The sequence below is a fragment of the Amycolatopsis sp. NPDC114505 genome (genome assembly GCF_055633615.1).
This window is the reverse complement of sequence record NZ_JBVKDV010000006.1, coordinates 37845-57636: the sequence shown is the minus strand read 5'-3', so window position 1 is coordinate 57636 and position 19792 is coordinate 37845. Positions and strand designations below refer to the sequence as shown.

13 protein-coding genes are annotated in these 19792 nt (G+C 72.9%); 6 read left to right on the top strand and 7 right to left on the bottom strand.

Annotation, left to right across the window (positions count from 1 at the left end; all coding sequences use genetic code 11):
* Both ACZ7OU_RS46715 and ACZ7OU_RS46710 read left to right on the top strand, forming a co-directional pair.
* A complete protein-coding gene (locus ACZ7OU_RS46715) occupies positions 1-783 on the top strand; it encodes a siderophore-interacting protein (RefSeq protein WP_470260209.1) in 783 nt (260 codons plus the stop codon).
* Positions 784-832: 49 nt separating this feature from the next.
* Positions 833-925 carry a hypothetical protein gene (locus ACZ7OU_RS46710; RefSeq protein WP_470260577.1) on the top strand — a complete coding sequence of 31 codons (93 nt, stop codon included), beginning with the start codon at positions 833-835 and terminating at the stop codon, positions 923-925.
* Here ACZ7OU_RS46710 and ACZ7OU_RS46705 read toward each other — a convergent pair.
* Complete coding sequence (locus ACZ7OU_RS46705; RefSeq protein ID WP_470260208.1) at positions 892-1728, bottom strand: DUF4184 family protein; 837 nt, start codon at positions 1726-1728, stop codon at positions 892-894. The two genes, ACZ7OU_RS46710 and ACZ7OU_RS46705, sit on opposite strands and share 34 nt — an antisense overlap.
* Before the next feature lie 31 nt (positions 1729-1759).
* Between ACZ7OU_RS46705 and ACZ7OU_RS46700 the strand changes: the two genes are divergently transcribed.
* The 3 genes from ACZ7OU_RS46700 (at position 1760) to ACZ7OU_RS46690 (ending at position 6203) form a co-directional block, all read left to right on the top strand.
* A complete protein-coding gene (locus ACZ7OU_RS46700) occupies positions 1760-2635 on the top strand; it encodes a helix-turn-helix domain-containing protein (protein ID WP_470260207.1) in 876 nt (291 codons plus the stop codon).
* Between the two features lie 77 nt (positions 2636-2712).
* Positions 2713-4464 carry a maleylacetate reductase and hydroxyquinol 1,2-dioxygenase domain-containing protein gene (locus ACZ7OU_RS46695; protein ID WP_470260206.1) on the top strand — a complete coding sequence of 584 codons (1752 nt, stop codon included), beginning with the start codon at positions 2713-2715 and terminating at the stop codon, positions 4462-4464.
* Positions 4461-6203, top strand: a complete 1743-nt coding sequence (locus ACZ7OU_RS46690; RefSeq protein WP_470260205.1) for an FAD-dependent oxidoreductase — start codon at positions 4461-4463, stop codon at positions 6201-6203. The genes ACZ7OU_RS46695 and ACZ7OU_RS46690 overlap by 4 nt, the downstream gene beginning before the upstream one ends.
* 133 nt (positions 6204-6336) lie before the next feature.
* On the opposite strand, the gene ACZ7OU_RS46685 is transcribed toward ACZ7OU_RS46690, so the two are convergent.
* The 4 genes from ACZ7OU_RS46685 to ACZ7OU_RS46670 form a co-directional block, all read right to left on the bottom strand.
* On the bottom strand, positions 6337-7116 hold the full coding sequence (locus ACZ7OU_RS46685) for a peptidylprolyl isomerase (RefSeq protein ID WP_470260204.1): 780 nt from the start codon (positions 7114-7116) through the stop codon (positions 6337-6339).
* 851 nt (positions 7117-7967) lie between these two features.
* Positions 7968-10241: a glycosyl hydrolase family 95 catalytic domain-containing protein gene (locus tag ACZ7OU_RS46680; RefSeq protein WP_470260203.1), complete on the bottom strand. Its 2274-nt coding sequence runs from the start codon at positions 10239-10241 to the stop codon at positions 7968-7970.
* Between the two features lie 25 nt (positions 10242-10266).
* Positions 10267-12558 (bottom strand): glycosyl hydrolase family 95 catalytic domain-containing protein, encoded by a 2292-nt coding sequence (locus ACZ7OU_RS46675; protein WP_470260202.1) that lies wholly within the window; start codon positions 12556-12558, stop codon positions 10267-10269.
* Positions 12559-12700: 142 nt separating this feature from the next.
* Positions 12701-13327, bottom strand: a complete 627-nt coding sequence (locus tag ACZ7OU_RS46670; RefSeq protein ID WP_470260201.1) for a TetR/AcrR family transcriptional regulator — start codon at positions 13325-13327, stop codon at positions 12701-12703.
* Between the two features lie 46 nt (positions 13328-13373).
* Between ACZ7OU_RS46670 and ACZ7OU_RS46665 the strand changes: the two genes are divergently transcribed.
* Positions 13374-14216 carry a class I SAM-dependent methyltransferase gene (locus ACZ7OU_RS46665; protein WP_470260200.1) on the top strand — a complete coding sequence of 281 codons (843 nt, stop codon included), beginning with the start codon at positions 13374-13376 and terminating at the stop codon, positions 14214-14216.
* Here the strand turns inward: ACZ7OU_RS46665 and ACZ7OU_RS46660 are convergent.
* Positions 14213-15628, bottom strand: coding sequence for a M1 family metallopeptidase (locus tag ACZ7OU_RS46660; RefSeq protein WP_470260199.1), 1416 nt, complete (start codon positions 15626-15628; stop codon positions 14213-14215). The genes ACZ7OU_RS46665 and ACZ7OU_RS46660 overlap by 4 nt on opposite strands.
* A 90-nt stretch (positions 15629-15718) precedes the next feature.
* Positions 15719-19660, bottom strand: coding sequence for a Pls/PosA family non-ribosomal peptide synthetase (locus tag ACZ7OU_RS46655; RefSeq protein ID WP_470260198.1), 3942 nt, complete (start codon positions 19658-19660; stop codon positions 15719-15721).
* Positions 19661-19792 lie beyond the last annotated feature (132 nt).

Below are 19792 nucleotides of genomic sequence, written 5' to 3'. Positions count from 1 at the left end.
GTGCGTCGCCCCGGTACCCGGCGGATGATCACCCTCGAAGTACTGGCGAACACCGCGCCCAGCCCGGCGTTCCGGACGATCACCCTCGGCGGCCCGGCGGTGGCGGACCTCGAGGTGGCGGGCGACGACCAGGCCGTGCGCCTGTTCTTCCCGCGTGCCGGCCAGGAGGGGCTGCGGATGCCGACCCTGGACAACGAGGGCTGGATGGCCGAGGTGCTGGTCATGCCGAAGAGCCGCCGCCCGTGGGTGCGCAACTACACGATCCGGCGAGCGCGTCCCGGCGAGATCGACATCGAGTTCGCCCTGCACGACGGCGACGCCCCGGCGGCCTCGTGGGCCCGGCGGGCGCGCCCCGGCGATCCGGCGGGCGTGTTCGACATGGGTGTCAGCTACCTGCCACCGTCCGGGGTGTCGTGGCAGCTGCTGGCCGGCGACGAGAGCGCGGTGCCGGCGATCCTGTCGATCCTCGAGAACGCGCCGGCCGACCTGGTGGCCGAGGCGTTCCTGGAGGTGCCGTCGGCCGAGGACGTCCGGCCGGTTTCGGCACCGGCCGGGGTGCGGGTGCACTGGCTGCCGCGGTCCGGGCCCGGCCGGCCCGGCACGCTGGCCCTGGCGACGGTCCTCGCCGCCGACCTGCCGGGTGACCGGGCGTACGCGTGGGTCGCCGGCGAGTCGGCGTTGGCGACGGGGGTGCGCCGGCACCTGGTCCGGGACCGCGGCTGGGCGAAGTCCGACATCGCGTTCATGGGCTACTGGCGCCACGGCCGGGCATCCCCGGGCTGAGTGCCGGAAGGGTCATTGCGTACCTGGGGAGTCGGCGTTGGCGACGGGGGTGCGTCGCCACCTGGTCCGGGACCGCGGCTGGGCGAAGCCCGACATCGCGTTCCTGGGCTACTGGCGCCACGGCCGGGCATCCCCGGGCTGAGTACCGGAAGGGTCGCCTTGCGTACCTGGGGAGCCGACCCGCCCGGCACGCGAGCCGACCATCCAGGCGAGCACGTACACCGCCGCCGCGAGGGTGAACCCGCGCACCGCGCCGAGCAGGAGGCACCGGACCCAGTCGTAGCCGCTCACCCGGCTCACCGGGTCGGTCAGGCCGAGCAGCGCGCCGACCAGCAGGCCCACGCCGAGCCCGGCGAGCACCACCGTCCTGGTGACTCGCGGGAGCGCCGGCCAGCCGCGGTCGGCCCGAGATGTCCGGCGGTACCACCGCGTCGCCACGACCCCGAGCAGGAGCAGGCCCAGCACCGAGGAGACGTAGCCGACGACGTTGTACAACCGGTGCGGCCCGGTCACCGGCACCCGCAGCAGCGGCCAGTGCCGGACCATGAAGCCGGCCGTGTGCGTGAAGGCGTCCCAGAGCAGATGGGTGGCCCCTCCCACCACGATCGCCACCACCGCTCCGGGCCACCGCACGCGCACGGCCGGCCTCGGCACGCGGTCCCGCAGGCCCGCCGGGCCGAGCGCCAGGACCGGGCCGAGCACGGCGTAACCGGTCGCGACCAGGACGAGCCCCAGAAGCAGGTCCAGCGTCACGAGCCCGAGCGGCTCGTGGGTGAGCTCACCACCCGGCACCGGCACGTAGTAGGCGACGTCGGGCGCCACCGAGCCCGCGACGAGGCCCGGCAGCCACAGCCGGCGGGCCAGCGGCACCACGGCGGCCGGGTGGGCGAAGGTGAACGGCACGGAGAAAGGACGTCCGGCCCACGGCCGAGGTTCGCGTACCATCGCGGACAGCCTCGACGTCGAGGAGGCAGGCGTGGGCGAACTCGGGCTGACCGACACGAACGGCATCCTCGCGCTGCCCTGGGTCCGGCCCGAACGCACCAGCGCCGGGCTCGGCTGGGACCGCGTCTACGTCTCCCGGCAGCGGGAACGTCCCTACCGCGCCGCGTTCGCGCCCGCCCGCAGCCACCAGCTGATCCTGCACCTCGACGGCCCCGTGACGGTCCGGCGCGGCGTCGGCACCCCGCACGAGCGCAGCCGCCGGATGCCCGCCGGCGGGCTGTTCCTGCAGCCGTCGCACGCCGATCTGTCGGTCGAGCTCGGCGGGGAGCTCGAAACCGTGCACGTCTACGTCGCCGACGACGCCGTGCAGGAGGCCGCCGGCGACCACGCGCCCGTCCGGCTCGCCGAGGAGCTCGGCAGCTCCGACCCCCTGCTCGAACAGCTGGTCCTCAGCCTCGACGGCGTCGTCCGCGACTGGGAGCCGAGCGCCCGCACCTACGCCGACCAGCTGGGCGCGCTCGTCGCGGCGCAACTCGTCCGCCGCCACCACGCCGGGCCCGTCCGGGTGCCCGCCCCGGCGCGCGGTCTGTCCGACCGGCAGTTCACGCGGGTCCGCGAGCTGATGGCGGAACGCCTGGCCGAGCCGGTACCGCTGGCGGAGCTGGCCGCGCTCGCCGGGCTGAGCGTCAGCCAGTTCTCGCGGCAGTTCAAGGCCCGCACCGGCCTGCCCCCGCACCGGTTCCTGCTGCGGCTGCGCGTGGAGCAGGCGGGGCTGCTGCTGCGCACGGGCGACGACCCCATCGCCGAGATCGCGGCCCGCTGCGGCTTCTCCCACCAGGAGCACCTGACGCGGGTGCTGCGCGCCCAGCTCGGCACGACCCCGGCGGCCCTGCGCAGGGCGGGCTGAGCGAACGCGCGTTTCGTGCCGTCCCGCGCCGCGTTCGTGCAGGACCCGGGCCCGGTGCGCACCGGATACTCCCCCGCATGACCTCGTTCACCCACGCCGCGAACCCCGTCCGGGTGGTCTTCGGTTCGCTCGACGCCGTCGGTGCCGAAGCCGACCTGCTCGGTCTCCGGCGGGTCCTGCTGATCGGCCGCCCGCGGTACGCCGACCGTGCCGCCGAGGCGCTCGGCCCGCGGCTGGCCGCGCGCTTCGAAGACGCCGCGATGCACACGCCGGTCGACGTCACCGAGCGCGCGCTCAAGGTCGTCGCGGAGTACGACGTCGACGGCGTGGTCGCGATCGGCGGCGGCTCGGCCACCGGGCTCGCCAAGGCGATCGCGCTGCGGACCGACCTGCCGCAGCTGATCGTCCCGACGACGTACGCGGGTTCCGAGCTGACGTCGGTCCTCGGCCAGACCGAAGACGGCCGCAAGACCACCCAGCGGACCCCGAAGGTCCGGCCCGAGACCGTGCTCTACGACGTGGAGCTGACGCTTTCCCTGCCGGCGGCGGTCTCGGCGGCCAGCGGGCTCAACGCGCTCGCCCACGCCGTCGAGGCCCGCTACGCCCCCGACGCCAACCCGATGACCGACCTGCTCGCCGCCGAGGCGACGAGGCTGCTCACGAAAGCGTTGCCGCGCATAGCGAAAGATCCGTCCGATGTGGACGCCCGCGCCGACGCCCTGCGCGGCGCCTGGCTGGCCGGTACCTGCCTCGACGCCGTCTCGATGGGCCTGCACCACCAGCTCTGCCACCTCCTCGGCGGCAAGTTCGGCCTGCCGCACGCGGAGACGCACGCCGTGCTCCTCCCGTACGTCATGGCGCATAAGGGCCTCGACGACGCGAGCGACGTCTTCGCACTCGCGAGCGCCCTCCCGATCCCGCACTCGCTGGCCGAGCTCGGGCTCACCGAAGCCGACATCGCCGGCGAGCCGGAGGCGGACCTGCTCCGCCAGGCCCTGAACGGCACCCGCCCGGCCGCACCCCCGAGTCTCAAGGCGCTCACGCAGCAGGTCGTCGACAGCTTCGCCGCCGCCCCGGACCGCGTCCGCATCCTCCTCACCGACCTGGTCGAGACCCTGCACGGCTACGCGATCCGCACCGACCTCACGCAGGACGAGTGGGAGTACGCGATCGGCTTCCTGACCCGCGCCGGCCACATCACCACCGACACGCGGCAGGAGTTCATCCTGCTGTCGGACACCCTCGGCGTGTCGAGCGTCGTCGACGTCCTGACGAACTCGCGGACGCCGGACACGACGCCGTCGGCCGTGCTCGGGCCGTTCTACGTGGACGGTCCCCCGGAGACCCCGCAGGGCGCCGACCTGGCCGAGGGACTGCCGGGGACTCCCTTGTGGACGGACATCCGGGTCACCGACACCGACGACCGGCCGGTCCCGGACGCGATCGTCGACGTCTGGCAGTCCAATGAGGACGGATTCTACGACGTCCAGCTGCCCGAGGTCGACGGCCCGGTGCTGCGCGCCCGCTTCCGCACCGACGCCGAGGGCAGGCTGCGCTTCCGGACCATCGTGCCGAGTGCGTACCCGATCCCCGCCGACGGCCCGGTCGGCGAGATGCTGCAGGCCGTCGGCCGGCACCCCTACCGCGCGCCGCACGTCCACTTCATGATCGCCAAGCCCGGTTACCGGACGCTGATCACGCAGCTGTTCGTCGCCGGCGGCGACTACCTCGACTCCGACACCGTGTTCGGCGTCAAGGACGGGTTGATCGTCGACTTCGCCGAGCAGCGGCTCGAGTTCACCTTCCGGATCTCAGGGAGCAGCGAATGAGCTACGACACCGACGTCATCGTGGTCGGCAGCGGCCCGGCCGGCGGGTCCGCCGCGCTGCTGCTCGCCACCTACGGCGTGCCGACCGTGCTGGCCACCAAGTACGGCTGGACGGCCAACACGCCCCGCGCGCACATCACCAACCAGCGCACCATGGAGGTGCTGCGCGACCTCGGCGTCGAAGACAAGGCCCTCGCCGTCGGCACGCCGCCCGAGCTGATGGGCGACACCGTGCTCTGCACGTCCCTGACCGGACCGGAGATCGGCCGCATCCGCAGCTGGGGCACCGGCGACTCCTCCGCGGCCGAGTACGCCGCGGCCAGCCCGTGCCACATGATCGACCTGCCGCAGACCTACCTCGAACCGATCCTGGTGAGCGAAGCCGCCGCCCGCGGCGCGAAACTCCGTCTGGACACTGAGTTCCTGGACTTCACGCAGGACGCCGAGGGCGTCACCGCGCGGTTCCGCGACCGCGTGCGCGGCGACGAGTTCACGTTGCGCGCCAAGTACCTGATCGGTGCGGACGGCGCGCGCAGCCGGGTCGCCGAGCAGGCCGGCCTGCCGATCGCCGGGCAGACCGGCAAGGCGGGCAGCATGAACATCACGTTCACCGCCGACCTCGCGCCGTACGTGGCGCACCGGCCGAGCGTCCTGTACTGGGTGATGCGGCCCGGCGCGCACCTCGGCGGGATCGGGATGGGCCTGGTCCGGATGGTGCGGCCGTGGAACGAATGGCTGCTGACCTGGGGTTACGACATCGCCCAGGAACCGCCCGAGATCGACGCCGAGGAAGCGACGCGGCTGGTGCGCGACCTGGTCGGCGACCCTTCGTTGGATGTCGAGATCACCTCGACGTCGCTCTGGACGGTCAACCACAACTACGCGACCGAGTACCGCGCCGGGCGGGTGTTCTGCGCCGGGGACGCCGTGCACCGGCACCCGCCGTCCAACGGGCTCGGCTCGAACACCTCGATCCAGGACTCCTACAACCTCGCGTGGAAGCTCGCGATGGTGCTTCGCGGCGAAGCGGGTGAAGGGCTGCTGGACAGCTACAGCGCCGAGCGGGCGCCGGTCGGCAAGCAGATCGTCGACCGCGCGAACCTCAGCCGCGACCAGTTCGGGCCGATCTTCGCGGCGCTGGGCATCACCGGCGGCACCGACGCCGACGGCATCACGGCCGGGCTCGAGACCTGCCTCGCGCCCACGGCCGAGGGCGCGCTGAAACGGCGTGAGCTGGAGAAGGCCATCGAGCTGAAGCACTACGAGTTCAACGCGCACGGCGTCGAGATGGATCAGCGGTACGCCTCGGGCGCGGTGCTGCCCGACGGGGTCGTGGCACTTGCCGAGCGCGACCCCGAGCTGTTCCACCGGCCGAGCACCGAGCCGGGGGCGAAGCTGCCGCACGCGTGGCTGGTCGGCCCGCACGGGCGCCGGGTGTCCACTTTGGACCTCGTGGGCGGCGGCCGCTGGACGGTCCTGACCGGCCTGACCGGCACGCCGTGGCGCGACGCGGCGGCCAAGGTGGGCGCCGAGCTGGGCCTCGACGTGCGCGCGGTGCGCGTCGGCGACCCCGAAGGCCGCGACGCGTACGGCGACTGGTCCCGGCTGAGCAGCATCGACGAGGACGGCTGCCTCCTGATCCGCCCCGACGGCTACGTCGCCTGGCGCCACCACTCGGCCTCCCCTCAGGCCGCTGGCGACCTCCTCACGGCCCTGAAGTCACTCCTGGACCGTGATTGAAGAGGCATCACGCGTGCTTGAGCGGGCATCACCTGTGTCTGGAGGGGCATCGCACGTGATGCCCCTCCAGACACGCGTGATGCCTCTCTGATCACGCGTGATGCCCCTGCAATCACGCGTAATGCCTCTTTCGTCACGGGGTGGTGACGCGGGTGAAGGTGACCGGGATCTTCGGCGGTCCGCTGCCGTCGCCGATGCCGGGGCGGGAGGTGTCGATGCCGCCGCGGGCGACGTGGTCCAGGACGCCGAGGCCCGCGTCGTCGATGCTGCCGAAGACCGTGTACTCCGGTGAGATCTCGACGTCGCCGAAGACTAGGAAGAACTGGGAGCCGCCCGAGTCGGGCTGGGCCGTCTTCGCCATGGCGAGGACGCCGCGGCCGTACGTCAGCTCGGGGAACAGCTCGTCGCGGATCGAGTAGCCGGGGCCGCCGGTGCCGTCGCCCACCGGGTCGCCGCACTGGAGCATCTGCAGCCCGGACGTCACGGACAGGCGGTGGCACGACGTGCCGTCGTAGAACCCCTGCTTCACCAGGCTCACGAAGTTGACCACGGTGCAGGGCGCGAGCGCGCGATCGAGCGTGAGGCCGATCTCGCCGGCGCTGGTGCTCAGCCGCACGGGGACGGAGCCGGTCGAGGAGGCCGGACCGTCGGGCGGCGGCGCGACCTTCTTCGGCGCGGGTGACGTGGAGTCCGGGGTGAAGGCGCAGGTCACCGGGTCGGCCAGGGGTTTGGCGCGCTTCGGCAGCCGGGCCGAGCCGATGCTGGGCACCGTGTAGGCGGCGCTCGGGGTGACGGAGGTCGGCGGCGAGGAGCTGAACCCCGGCGACGACGTGGGCGCGCTCCCGACGGCGCTCTTGCCGTCCGGTTCGCGCAGGAAGCCGGGGTATCCCCAGGCCAGAAAGGCCAGCGCCATCAGGATGACAACAAAGATCGACCCGACGATCAGCACAACGGCAGCAGGCGAGGTCTTCTTCGGCGGCACGGGTGGCTGCCACTGCGGGTACTGGGAGAACTGCTGGTAGGGCGGCTGCGGCCCACGCGCGGCGTACCCCGGAGCGGGCGGTTGCGGCTGGCCTGCGGCATACCCCGCGGCGGGCGGCGGTGGCCCACCCGCGGGGGCTCCCGGAGCGAACGGCTGCGGGCCGCCCTGGGCATAACCCGGAGCGGGCGGCTGCGCACCCCCGGCAGGCGGCTGTGGCCCGCCCGTGGCATCTCCCGGAGCAGGCAGCGGCGACCCGCCCACGGCATCTCCCGCCGCGGACCGCTGCGGCTCACCCGCGCCAGGCGCCTGCGGCTCACCCACGGCGGGCGACTGCGGCCCATCCGCGGCATTCCCGGCGGCAGGCGACTGCGACCCGCCCGCGGCATCTCTCGGAACGGACGGCTGCGGCCCGCCCACGGCAGGCGACTGCGGCGCACCCGCGGCATCTCCCGCCGCGGGCCGCTGCGGCTCACCTGCGGCAGGCGGCTGCGACTGACCCACGGCGTTCCCGGCGGAAGGCGGCTGCGGTTCATCCGCGGCAGGCGACTGCGGCCCATCCCCGGCATTCCCCGCAGGAGGCGGCGACCCACCCACGACCTCTCCCGGAGCAGGCGGCTGCGGACCCGGCGGCGCCCCGTCCGGCCCATCCGGTCCATCCCCGCCCGGCCGCTCCCCCGGTGGCCCCGGCTCGCTCATCCCCGCTCCCCTCGTCAGGGGGCCCATTCTGCCGCGCGGGGCGGCCCTCCCGGGCACGAACGCGGAAAGCCGGCCCGATCACTCCCTCACGGCAACCCCCACGGCTCGCTCGCCCCGCCCGGCGCGACCGGCCGCACCCCGAAGTCCGGGCGGTCCCCCTTCCGGTACACGAACGCGTCCTCGCCCCGGCCCAGCTCGACCTGGACGTCGCCGGTGGGCAGCCGCCGCCAGTGTCGGGCACGACCACGCGCGTCCGTCACCGTCAGCTCTCCCTCGATGCCCGGCCGCAGCACGCAGGGCGCTCCCGCCTCACTGTGGACCTTCAGCCAGCGCGTCTTCCCACCCGAGCGCGACGCGCCGATCAGGAACGCCCCCTCCGTCCGGAAGTCCCGCAGTGCGATGTCGCCCCAGGCCTCCGGCACCGCCGGGAACAGCCGGACCACGCCGCCCCAGCTCTGGACCAGCATGTCCTGCATCGACTTCGCCGCCGACAGCGGTGTCTCGATGACCGGGCCCGACTCCTTGTACATCGTGTTCGGCTGGATGTACCGGCGCTGCAGCTCGCCCAGGTAGAACGCCGCCTGCTCGCCGCGCAGCATCTGGGCCGAGATCGACGCCGCGCCGGTGAACGTGTACCCCTGCAGCGCCCCCTCGAAGCCGACCCAGTGGTTCAGCGACGTCTCGATGATTTGACGGTGCTCCGGCTGCTCCCACGTGACGTCGTAGAGCGGGTAGATCTGCAGCATGTGCGAGTAGTGCCGGTGCGACTTCGCGAACGGCACGCCGGCGCCGATCATGTACCCGTTCGCGTCGGCCGGGTAGTCCACCAGCGACGCTAGGACGTCCCGCCACCGAGCCGCCAGCGGATCGCCGGGCGCGGTCCGCAGGAGCGTGCGACAGCCCCAGCGGATCAGCGAAAGGTCGTAGTTGCAGTCCGGGGCGTCGACGCCGTACTCGGGCGAGAACGTCGGCGGCAGGTGCAGCTTCCCGTCCGGGCCCGGCGCGAGGAAGTGCAGGTAGTAGTTGATCGCCTTGCGCAGCAACGGGAAAAGCGTGTCCCGCAGCAACGCGGGGTCCATCGTGTGGCGGTAGGACAGCCACACGTTGTGCAGCGCCCACGTCAGGTTGCCGACCTCCGGCGTCGGCGGGTCCTGCCCCGGGACGCCGACGGGGAACCCGCTCGTGGCGTTCGAGACGCCGTTGAGCAGCGTCATGTCCGTCGTACGCGGGATGCCCGCGGAGTCGGCCTGGTACGGCGTCGCCACCTGGCTGCTGAGATTCGCGCGGTACTTATCGAGGGCGTAGCTGACGGCGTCCAGCTCCAGGTGGTTGGAACCGTGGATGAGCCAGTATTCGAGCTGGACGTTGAGGTTCCACCACGTCGCCGGCCACGGCGTGTTCTCCAGCCACGGCCCGGACGTCGCCATCACCGGCGCCTCCCGCCGGGCCGCCGACGCGATCTTGTACAGCTGGATCCAGTAGAAGCTCTGCAGCCGGGTGTCCGGAATGGACAGAAAACTGTGCCGGTAGTAGTCGTGCCACCAGCGCCGGTGGTCCTGGGTCAGCGCACCGAAGGAAGAAGCCCGGCGCACCGCCGAGAGCGCCCGCGCCGCCGACGTCTTCGCCGGGTGCGACCAGGCCACCGACGTATACAGCGTGCGCGCGCCGCCGCGGGTGACCTCCCGCCAGGCCGTCACGTGCTCGCCGCCGGCCAGCAACGGCTGGACGGCCAGCCGCGCGTCCCCGCTGCCGCTCAGCTGCACCGGTGGGTTCGCGGTGTAGCCCGCGGGCGGCGGCTTGTTCCACACCGGGTCGGCGCGCGGGCTGACCGCCGCCGCCGGGTGGAACACCCACTGGAACGCCCGTTCCCCTTCGGACGGCCGGATCTCGACGGCCAGCAGCGACTGTCCGGTGTGGACGATCGCGCGTAGGCTCAGACTACCCGCCGCGGTCGTGATCGTGCCGGTCAGCTCGGCGTTCCACAGGTCCATCCGCCAGTCGACCGCGGTGATCGCGCCGACGGGTTCGAGGGTGAAGTACCCGATCGGCAGCCGGGCCAGGCCGAACAGCGAGCCGAACTCCGGGCGGTGGTCCTGGACCTGGCTGTGCTGGACGTTGAAGCGGATCGCGTTCCGCCCGGGTTCGGCGTAGATGCCCGAGCCGAGGAACCCGTTGCCCAGGAACGGGCCCTCGTACCAGGTCTTCGGCAGCCGCCGCCAGTACAGGTCCGCGGTGCCGAGGAACCCGGCCCAGCCGAAGTCGTCGCCGCCGGGCGCGGCTTCGGCGAGTCCGGGCGTCAAGCCGGCCGCGGCCAGCCCGGCGAGCGCGCCGCCGAGCACGGTCCTTCGGGTGATGTCCATTCCGACCTCCTTGTCGAAAGCGGGTTCAGCTCGGCAGGCCCCACGCCGGCGCGGGGCCGAGAGCGGGGACGTCCCGGGGCGCGAGGTCCGGCCGCCCGCCGCGCGGGGTGACGACGGCGGTGCCGCCGCGCCGCAGCCCGATCGCGATCCGCCCGGGACCGGCCGGGCGCCACGGCAGGCGCCGGCCGTGCTCGTCGCGGACGTCGACGTCCCCGGCGACGCCGTGCTGCAGCACCAGCGGCTCGCCGGCTTCGCTGTGCACGCGGACGAACTCCGTCTTGCCGTCGCGGCGCGAGGCGTCCACGAGGAACGCGCCCTCCGCGCGCAGGCCCGCGATCGACGCGTCGCGCCAGGTCGCCGACACCGACGGGAAGACCTTGAGCACCCCGCCGGACCCCTGCATCAGAATGTCCACAAGGGACTGCGCGGCGGTGATCGGGCTTTCGATCGCGAAGTTGGAGCCCTCGCGGTACATCGTGTTCGCGGTCAGCTCGGTCTCGGCGACGATGTTCCGGTCGAGGAAGAACTTCAGGTAGCGCAACGCTTCCTCGGGCGCGTCCATCACCGAGGACATCGACGACGCGGCCGCGTAGCTGTAGCCGTGCCAGGCCTTCTGGTCGGCGGTCCAGTGGTTGAACGTCCGGGTCATGACGTCGCGATCACCGGGACGGTCCCAGACCTTCTCCCGCAACGGGTACAACCACAGCAGGTGCGAGAAGTGCCGGTGCGACTCCGCCAGGGGAACCCCGTCGCCGATCAGGACGCCGTTCGCGGGGTCTTCGTGGTAGGGCACCAGTTTCGCGCCGATCTCCTGCCAGATCGGCACGCGCGGTTCGTCGAGGCACAAGATCCGCGCGGTGTCGACGAGCGTGCGGGCGGCCCACCGGATCAGCGACAGGTCGTAGGTGCAGTCGGGCGCGTCGGCGTACTCCGGCGACCGGGTCAGCGGCAGGTGCAGGGACCCGTCCGGGCCGGTGAAGAGGAAGTGGCGGTAGAAGTTCAGCGCCTTCGCCAGCGTCGGGTACAGGACGTCGCGCAGCACCCGCCGGTCCAGGTGGTGGCGGTAGGCGAGCCAGACGTTGTGCAGGCCCCACAACAGGTTCCCGGTCTGGTCCGTCTTGGACGTCGTGCCGGGGACGCCGACCGAGCGCGTGCCGCCGGGCCGCAGCCGCCAGTCGCCCGGGTGCGAGAGCGCGTAGGTGTCGCCGTCGCGGTAGGCCGGCGGCACGGACGTCTCCAGGTTCGCGTGGTCGCGCCGGAAGGTCTCGGTGACGGCGTCGAGCTCGGGGTGGTTGCTGCTGTTGACGATCGGGTAGGTGACCTGGACGTTGAGGTTCCACCAGACCGCGGTCCAGCTGTTGCCGACCTCGGGGAACCACGGGCCCCACTCGGACACGACCGGCCCGCCCGCGCGGGTGGCGGCGGCGATCTTGTAGAGCTGGATCCAGTAGAACCGCTGGACCTGCTTGTCCGGCACCGAAACGAAGCTGCGCCGGTGGAAGTCGTTCCACCAGCGGCGGTGCCGGGCGAGCAGGGCGTCCGGGTTCGCGGCAAGCGCTTTCCGGACGCTCGCGAGGGCGTCCGCGGTGTGCGTCGTGCCCGGGAAGCTGTAGGCGACGGTCGCGGCGAGCAGCCGTCGTCCCCCGATCGTGCGTTCTTGCCACGCGGTCGTGTAGCCGCCGCCGGCGAGCATCGGCTGCGCGCAGTAGCCGTCACCGAGCCCGGGCGCCGGGTTGGCGACGTACTCGGGCGGCTTGCGGACGGTCCGGGTGGTCGCCGACTCCAGCGGCTGGAACGCACACGCCGCGCCGGCCTCCCCCGCGCTCGGCGTCAGCGAGACGAGCAGCACGCCGAGGTCGTTGTGCACGACGGCGGAGAACGCGACCGAGCCCTGGGTGGTGGTGATCGTGCCGCCGAGCTCGGCGTTGTAGAGGTCGAGCGTCCAGTCGACGGCGGTGATCGCGCCGGCGAAGGTGAGCGTGAGGTAGCCGATCGGCAGCCGGGACAGCCCGATCCCGGCCTCCCACTGGACGCGCTGGTCCTGCACCTGCGTGTGGCTCAGCATCACCTTGAGGACCTGCGGCGTCTTCCCGGCGTAGACCTGCGCGCCGAGGTAGCCGTTGGCGAGGAACGGGCCCTCCTGCCAGTTCTTGGGCAGCCGCTTCCAGACCATGCGCGCGTCCGTGGCGACGTCCCGGTGCGGGTTCCCGGCCGCCAGCGCGGGCGGGGCCGCACGAGCCCAGAGTCCCCCGAACGCGGCGGCCCCCGCCACGACCGAGGCAGAGCGGAGCACGGTTCGCCGCGACACTGCGTCCATGAAGCATCCTTTCGGATTCATACTACGTTTCACGAGATCCACAGGCGGCGTGCGGCCATGTTTGCAGACAGAGTCCCAAAAGGCCAGGGTTGTTCACCCAGAAAGCCGCAGAGACATCCGATGTATCCAGCGTGACAGGGAGTCAGGCGACTGCGCAGAGCTGGGCGGCCAGGGTGTCGGCCGCCCAGGTCTCCCACCGCTCCGGCGACCAGCCGCGGTCGCGGACGAACACCTGGTAGAGCTCCGGGCTGAGCACGCCGAACAGCAGGTCGGCGGCGTGCTCGGCGCTCATCCCGGCGCGGGCCCGCGGTTTGGCCAGGAGGGACCGCGCCGCTTCGAGGTGGACGGCGAACCGCGGGTCGACGTCGGCGTCCCACTGCCCGGCGAGCGCCGGGTCGGCCGCGGTGGCCGCGCGCAGCATCTCGACGATCGGGGCGACGCGCTCCAGGATCCCGCGCGTGCCGCGGACGTGCAGGCGCAGGTGCGCTTCGGCGGTCGGGGCCGCGAGCGCCTCCTGGAACCACGGCCGGTCCATCGTCGCGACCGGTTCGAGGTCACCCGCGATCGCGACGTCGACCAGTTCTTTGAGCAGCACCCGCTTGTTGCCGAAGGTGAAGTAGATCGTCTGCACGGCGACGCCGGCCCGGTCGGCGATCTCCTTGAGGGTCGTCGCGCCGTAGCCCTTGCTCAGGAACAGGTCGCGAGCCGCTTCCAGCATGCGCCTGCGCGTCCGCGGGGCGTCACGGACGCGTTTCTTGCGCTCTTCCATCACTGGAGTGTACATCTAGAGTACGACTCTAGTAACGGAGGAACCCATGCAGGCCATCGTCAACGCCCGGCAAGCCGAAGCCTGGAACGGCTGGGAGGGCGCGCACTGGGCGCAGAACCGCGCCCGCTACAACGCGATCGTCGGCGCCTTCAACGACGCCCTCTTCCACACCGCCGCGATCGCTCCGGCCGACCGGGTCCTCGACGTCGGCTGCGGGACGGGCCACGTCACGCTGCTGGCGGCGCGGCAGGCCGGCCGCGGGACCGTCGTCGGCGTCGACCTCTCGGCCCCGATGCTGGAACGCGCCCGCGCCGACGCGGCCGCCCAAGACCTCGCCAACGTGCGGTTCGAGCAGGGTGACGCCCAGGTCCACCCCTTCCCCGACGCCGGCTTCGACGTCGCGATCAGCCGGGGCGGGGTGATGTTCTTCGAGGACGCGGTGGCCGCGTTCGCCAACATCCTTCGCGGGCTGCGGCCGGGCGGGCGGCTGGTGTTCATCGGCCCGCAGGGCGGCGGGCCCGACAGCGACTACGCCCGCGCCACCAGCGCGCTCAAGCCCCTGCTGCGCGCACCGTCGCCCGCTTCGCGCGGCATGGGCTCACTGGTCGACCCGGCCCGCATCCGCGAAGTGCTCGAAGCGGCCGGGTTCACCGGCATCCGGATCGAGCCGGTCACCGCGCCGATGGACTACGGCCGTGACGCCGCCGACGCGGCCGAGTTCATCCTCGGCCAGGGGCCGGTCCGCACCAACCTGGCCGGACTCGACCCGGAGGTCGTGGCGCGGACGCGGGACCACCTGCGGGCGGGGCTCGAAGCGTTCGAGACGCCCGAAGGGGTTCGCATCCCGGGCGCGGTCTGGCTGGTCGACGCCACCCGCGGCGGGTCCTAGGCCGCCGGCAGCGGGGGCAGCGCCGGCGTCCACAGCCAGCGGTCGAAGAACGCGTCCAGCGACCGGGCCGCGTACGCCTCCGCCATGGCCACGAACCCCTCGGTCGTCACCAGGCCGTGGCGGTGGTCGCCCGTCCACGCCTTCAGCAGCGCGAAGAACGCCGGGTCGCCGATCTCCGCCCGGAGCGCGTGCAACGTCAGCGCCCCGCGCTTGTAGACGCGCTCGTCGAACATGCGGGCCACGCCCGGGTCGGCGATCCGGACGTCCGCCGGCTTGGCCTTGATCCGCGCGTGCCAGGCGCGGGCCAGCTCCCGCGCGGACTGCCCGCCCGACTCCTCCGACCACAGCCACTCGGCGTAGGTCGCGAAGCCCTCGTTCAGCCAGATGTGACGCCAGTCGGCCACCGTCAGGCTGTTGCCGAACCACTGGTGGGCCAGCTCGTGCACCACGAGCCGCTCGTGCGTGCGGCGGCCGTCGACGTGGTTGGCGCCGAAGATCGCCATGCCCTGCGCCTCGATCGGGTCGTCGAGGTCGTCGTCGGTGATGACGATGACGTACTCGCCGAACGGGTACGGGCCGAACAGCCGCTGCAGCATCTCCAGCATCCGGCCCTGCCGGCCGAAGTCGCGTTCGAAGAGGCGACGCAGCCGCGGGGGCACGGCGGCCCGCTGCGGTACCGACTCGAGGACCGAATCGATGCGGCCGTGGCCGAAGCCGACCATCAGCCGGCGCGCGCTCACGCCCGTGTGCGGGAACCAGCCGCGGCCGGACAGCTCGAGCTCGTCGTAGCGGCCGATCTGCACGCTCATCAGGTACGTCGCGGTCGGCTCGGGACGCTCGTACACCCACCTCGTGGTGCTCGCCGCGGTGTAGCGGTCGACCAGGTTGCCGGTGACCGCGACCAGGTACGGCGACGCCGTCGTCACGGTCACGCGGTAGGTCGCCTTGTCCGCCGGGTGGTCGTTGCACGGGAACCACGACGGCGCGCCGACCGGCTGGCTCGCCACGAGCGAACCGTCGGTCAGCTCGTCCCAGCCGACGTCGCCCCAGCGGCTGTGCACCGGGCGCGGGTTGCCGACGTAGTGCACCTCGATGGTGAACGCGGCACCCGCCGCGATCGACCTCGCCGGCCTGACGTGCAGCTTCACCCCGCGCTTCAGGTACTTCGCGGGCTTCCCGTCGACCAGCACGCGGTTGATCCGGAACTCGCCGAAGTCCAGGCTGACGCGGGAAAGCGCCTGCGTCGCCTCCGCGGTGATCGCCGCCGACGCCGAGAGCCGGTTCGGCGCGACCTTGTAGTCGAGGTTCAGGTCGTAGTGGCGGACCCGGTAGCCGCCGTTGCCGTGGGCGGGAAGGTAGGGATCACCGGAGGTGTCCGCGCCGGGAGCCGGGGCGGGAGCCTTCGCAATCACCCGTGTCGAACCTTTCCTCGTACCGACGTACCAAACCAGGCTCGCACGGACGGGTGAGTCCGGCGAGCCAGGCGGGTACTTCGTGACCTTCTACTTACCCGTCCACGCGGAGATCGGGTTGCCGAGCCAGCGGGTGTCGGCCGGCACCTCGTCGCCGCGGGTCACCAGCGACCCCGGGCCGACCGTGGTGCGCGCGCCGATACCGGCGCCCGGCAGCACGATGCCGTGCGGGCCGAGCGTCGCACCTTGGCCGAGCACCACCCGCGACATGCTCATGATCCGGTCGTGGAACAGGTGCGTCTGCACGACGCAGCCGCGGTTGATGGTCGCGCCGTCGCCGAGCTCGACGAGGTCGGCCTCGGGCAGCCAGTACGTCTCGAGCCACACACCGCGGCCGATCTTGACGCCCATCGTACGCAGCCACGCGCTCAGCAGCGGCGTGCCGCCGATCGAGCCGATCAGCCACGGCACCGCGAGGGCCTCGACGAAGGTGTCGGCCAGCTCGTTGCGCCAGACGAAGGAGCTCCACAGCGGGTGGTCGATCTCGCGGAACTTCCCGACGAGCAGCCACTTCATCACGGTCGCGGTCAGCGCCGCGACGATCCCCGCGGCCAGCAGGGCGGGCCCGGCCAGCAGCGCGGCCACCGCGAAGCCGAACGCCGTCGCCGCCCACAGCAGCCCGAAGGCGACCGAGACGGTCAGCGCGACCCCGCACATGACCGGGATGATCCGGCACAGCTCGACCAGCGCCCGCGCCGCCTTGAGGTGCAGCGCCGGGGTGTAGGTGCGGCTCGTGTCGGCGTCGCCGATCGCGCGGCGCACCGGCAGCGGCGGCATCCCGAGGTACGACGAGCCCTTCTTCGCCTTCAGCGGCGTCGAGGACAGCACCCCCACGAGTCCGCGCTTCGGCACCGAACGGCCGGGCGCGGTCATCCCCGAGTTGCCGAGGAACGCCTGCTTGCCGATCCGGGCCGGGGCGACGTGCAGCCAGCCGTGGCCGAGCTCGTAGGTCGCGACCATGGTGTCGTCGGCCAGGAAGGCACCGCTGTCGACCTTGGTCATCTTCGGCAGCGCCAGCACGGTGGACGCCTCGACGTTGCGGCCTACCTTCGCGCCGAGCAGCCGCAGCCAGACCGGCGTGAACAGGCTGGCGTACAACGGGAACAGGCCTTCGCGGGCCATGCTCATCAGGCGTTCGGTGGCCCAGACCTGCCACGCGACGCGGCCGTGCACCGGGTGGTAGCCCTCGACCATGCCGATGCTCAGGGACCGGACGCCGACGAGCACGAGCAGCATGTACGCCAGGAAGTACGCGGCCGTCGCGACCGGCACGAAGATCATCGCGCGGGTGAAGGCGTCCGGCAGCGTCGGCGCGCCGGTGATCGCGTAGCCGAGCACGGCGACGCCGGCCAGCGCGGCGATGCCGGGCAGGAACCCGAGCAGCAGCGAGGTCGCGCCGTAGACGGTGGCCCAGAAGTGCGACCGCGGCGGCCGACTAGACGGCCACTTCAGCGCGTCGCGCTCGTCCTTGGCCACGCGCGCCGCCGGCGAACCGGCCCAGCGCTGCCCGGCCGGGACGGCGCCGCGGACGGTCGACCCGGCCGCGATCTCCGCGCCCTTGCCGATCCGGACGCCGGGGAACAGCGTGCTGCGCGCACCGACGCGGGCCTCCGCGCCGACGTGGACCTTGCCGATGTGCACCCGGTCGCCGTCGACCCAGTGGCCGGTCAGGTCGACCTCGGGCTCGATCGCGGCACCGCGGCCCAGCTTCAGGAAGCCGGTGACCGGCGGCGGCGAGTGCAGGTCGACGTCCTTGCCGATCCGCGCGCCGAGCGCCTTCGCGTACGTCGTCATCCAGGACGCGCCGGCGACGCTGTCCGCGCCGCTGAACTCGGCGAGCTTCTCGGCCGTCCACAGTCGCAAGTGGACACTGCCACCGCGCGGGTAGGTACCGGGGCGCACGCCGGACAGCAGCACGCGGGCACCGCCGGCCGCGATCGCGATGCGGCCCGCCGGGCTGAACAGCGCGACCCAGGCCAGGGCGACCCACGCCCAGTTCAGCGTCGGCGCCCAGGCGAACCCGAGCAGCGCCATGATGTTCGACAGCGCGGCGGCGAGCGTCGCCCAGCGGAGCCCGACGAGCCCCATGAGCGGGACCGTCAGCAGCGTCTGGATCACGCCGGCGCGGCGCGGGGTCGGGGCGATGTCGCGGCGTTCGGTGGCCTGGCCGCTGAGCGCGTCCAGCATCGCGGCCAGCGCGCCGAGCCGGGGGTGGGCGTAGATGTCGGCGACCGACACCTGCGGGTGCCGGGTGCGGATGCGCGCGACGACCTGCGCGGCGGTGAGGCTGCCGCCGCCGTGGGTGAAGAAGTCGGCCTTCGGGTCGTCGACGGACACGCCGAGGATCTCGGCCCAGCCTTCGGCGAGCCACGTCTCGGTCGGCGACAGCCCGGTGGCGTCCACAGTGGACAGCGGCCACGGGAGCGCGTTGCGGTCGACCTTGCCCGACGTGCGGGTCGGCAGGTCCTCGACGAGGGCGAGCAGCGGCACCAGCGCGGCGGGCAGGTGCTCGCGCAGCCGGGTCGCGGCCTCGTCCTGGTTGAACGGAACTCCGGCGGCGGGCACGACGTACCCGACCAGGACCTGGTTGCCGGCCTTGGTGCGGCGGATCGCGGCGGCCGCGCCCTGCACGCCCGGCAGGGCCTGCAGCGCGGCGTCGACCTCGCCCAGCTCGATGCGGCGGCCGCCGAGCTTGACCTGCTCGTCGAGCCGGCCGAGGAACAGCAGGCCCTCGGCTTCGGCGCGGACCATGTCGCCCGAGCGGTAGGCACGCTGCCAGCCCAGCGACGGCAGCGCCGCGAACTTCTCGGCGTCCTTCTCGGCGTCGAGGTAGCGGGCCAGACCGGCGCCGCCGATGACGAGCTCGCCGGTCTCGCCCATGGCGACCGGCTGTCCCTCGTCGTTGACGACGGCGAGCTGCCAGCCGGACAGCGGCAGGCCGATCCGGACCGGGCCCTCGCCGGTCAGCTGCGCGGCGCAGGCGACGACGGTGGCCTCGGTCGGGCCGTAGGTGTTCCAGACTTCGCGGCCTTCGACGGCGACGCGCTCGGCCAGCTCCGGCGGGCAGGCTTCGCCGCCGAAGATGAGCAGGCGGACGTCTTCGAGGGCGTCGGCGGGCCACAGCGCGGCCAGCGTCGGCACGGTCGAGACGACGGTGATGCGCTGCGCGACCAGCCACGGGCCGAGGTCGACGCCGGTGCGGACCAGCGCGCGGGGCGCCGGCACCAGGCAGGCGCCGTGGCGCCAGGCCAGCCACATCTCTTCGCAGGAGGCGTCGAAGGCGACGCTCAGCCCGGCCAGGACGCGGTCGCCCGGGCCGACCGGCTCTTCGGTGAGGAACAGCTCGGCCTCGGCGTCGACGAAGGCGGCGGCACTCGCGTGGCTCACGGCGACGCCCTTGGGCTTGCCGGTGGAGCCGGAGGTGAAGATGATCCACGCGTCGTCGGCGGGGCCGGGGACGCCGGCCCGCCCGCCCGGCGTGGAGTGGACGTTGATCTTGCCGTCGGTGGCCACCGCGGCCACCTGGGCCTCTTCGAAGACCAGCTCGGCGCGCTCGTCCGGGTCGTCCGCGTCGACCGGCACGTAGGCGGCGCCGACGGACAGGGTGGCGAGGATCGCGACGTACAGCTCGGCGGTGCCGGAGGAGATCCGGATGCCGACGCGGTCGCCGAGGCCGACGCCGTAGCCGCGCAGCCGACGGCCGTAGACGTCGATCTCTTCGAGGAGCCGGCGGTAGGTCAGGGTGGTGGTGCCGTCGTCGATCGCGGCGGCGTTGGGGTGGCGCTCGGCCGTGGCGGCCAGGATGTCGAGCAGGGTGCGCTCGCTGGCGCCGAGCCCGGACCAGAACAGGGCCCGGTCGGCGACCGGCGTGGCCGACGGCGCGTGCGTCACCTCGGCGACGCACGGGAGCGGCGCGGTGATCTCCGCGTCGATCTCCGGGACCGATTCGGCGGGTTCGATCGTGACGGTCATCGGACGCGCACCTCGACCGTGTCGAAGACGTGCCGGGACGAACTATGGGCGCGCAAGCCCATCACTCACCTTCCGCGAGCCTCACCGGGCTTGCACTCCTGAATGAGGCGCCCGCAACGACCCTTCACCATA

What these genes read in the sequence shown, in the direction of transcription:
- ACZ7OU_RS46705 (WP_470260208.1), bottom strand. Translation starts at nt 1,728, where the DNA reads ATGGTACGCGAACCTCGGCCGTGGGCCGGACGTCCTTTCTCCGTGCCG.
- ACZ7OU_RS46695 (WP_470260206.1), top strand. Translation starts at nt 2,713, where the DNA reads ATGACCTCGTTCACCCACGCCGCGAACCCCGTCCGGGTGGTCTTCGGT.
- ACZ7OU_RS46690 (WP_470260205.1), top strand. Translation starts at nt 4,461, where the DNA reads ATGAGCTACGACACCGACGTCATCGTGGTCGGCAGCGGCCCGGCCGGC.
- ACZ7OU_RS46685 (WP_470260204.1), bottom strand. Translation starts at nt 7,116, where the DNA reads ATGGCGCTGGCCTTTCTGGCCTGGGGATACCCCGGCTTCCTGCGCGAA.
- ACZ7OU_RS46680 (WP_470260203.1), bottom strand. Translation starts at nt 10,241, where the DNA reads ATGGACATCACCCGAAGGACCGTGCTCGGCGGCGCGCTCGCCGGGCTG.
- ACZ7OU_RS46675 (WP_470260202.1), bottom strand. Translation starts at nt 12,558, where the DNA reads ATGGACGCAGTGTCGCGGCGAACCGTGCTCCGCTCTGCCTCGGTCGTG.
- ACZ7OU_RS46670 (WP_470260201.1), bottom strand. Translation starts at nt 13,327, where the DNA reads ATGGAAGAGCGCAAGAAACGCGTCCGTGACGCCCCGCGGACGCGCAGG.
- ACZ7OU_RS46665 (WP_470260200.1), top strand. Translation starts at nt 13,374, where the DNA reads ATGCAGGCCATCGTCAACGCCCGGCAAGCCGAAGCCTGGAACGGCTGG.
- ACZ7OU_RS46655 (WP_470260198.1), bottom strand. Translation starts at nt 19,660, where the DNA reads ATGACCGTCACGATCGAACCCGCCGAATCGGTCCCGGAGATCGACGCG.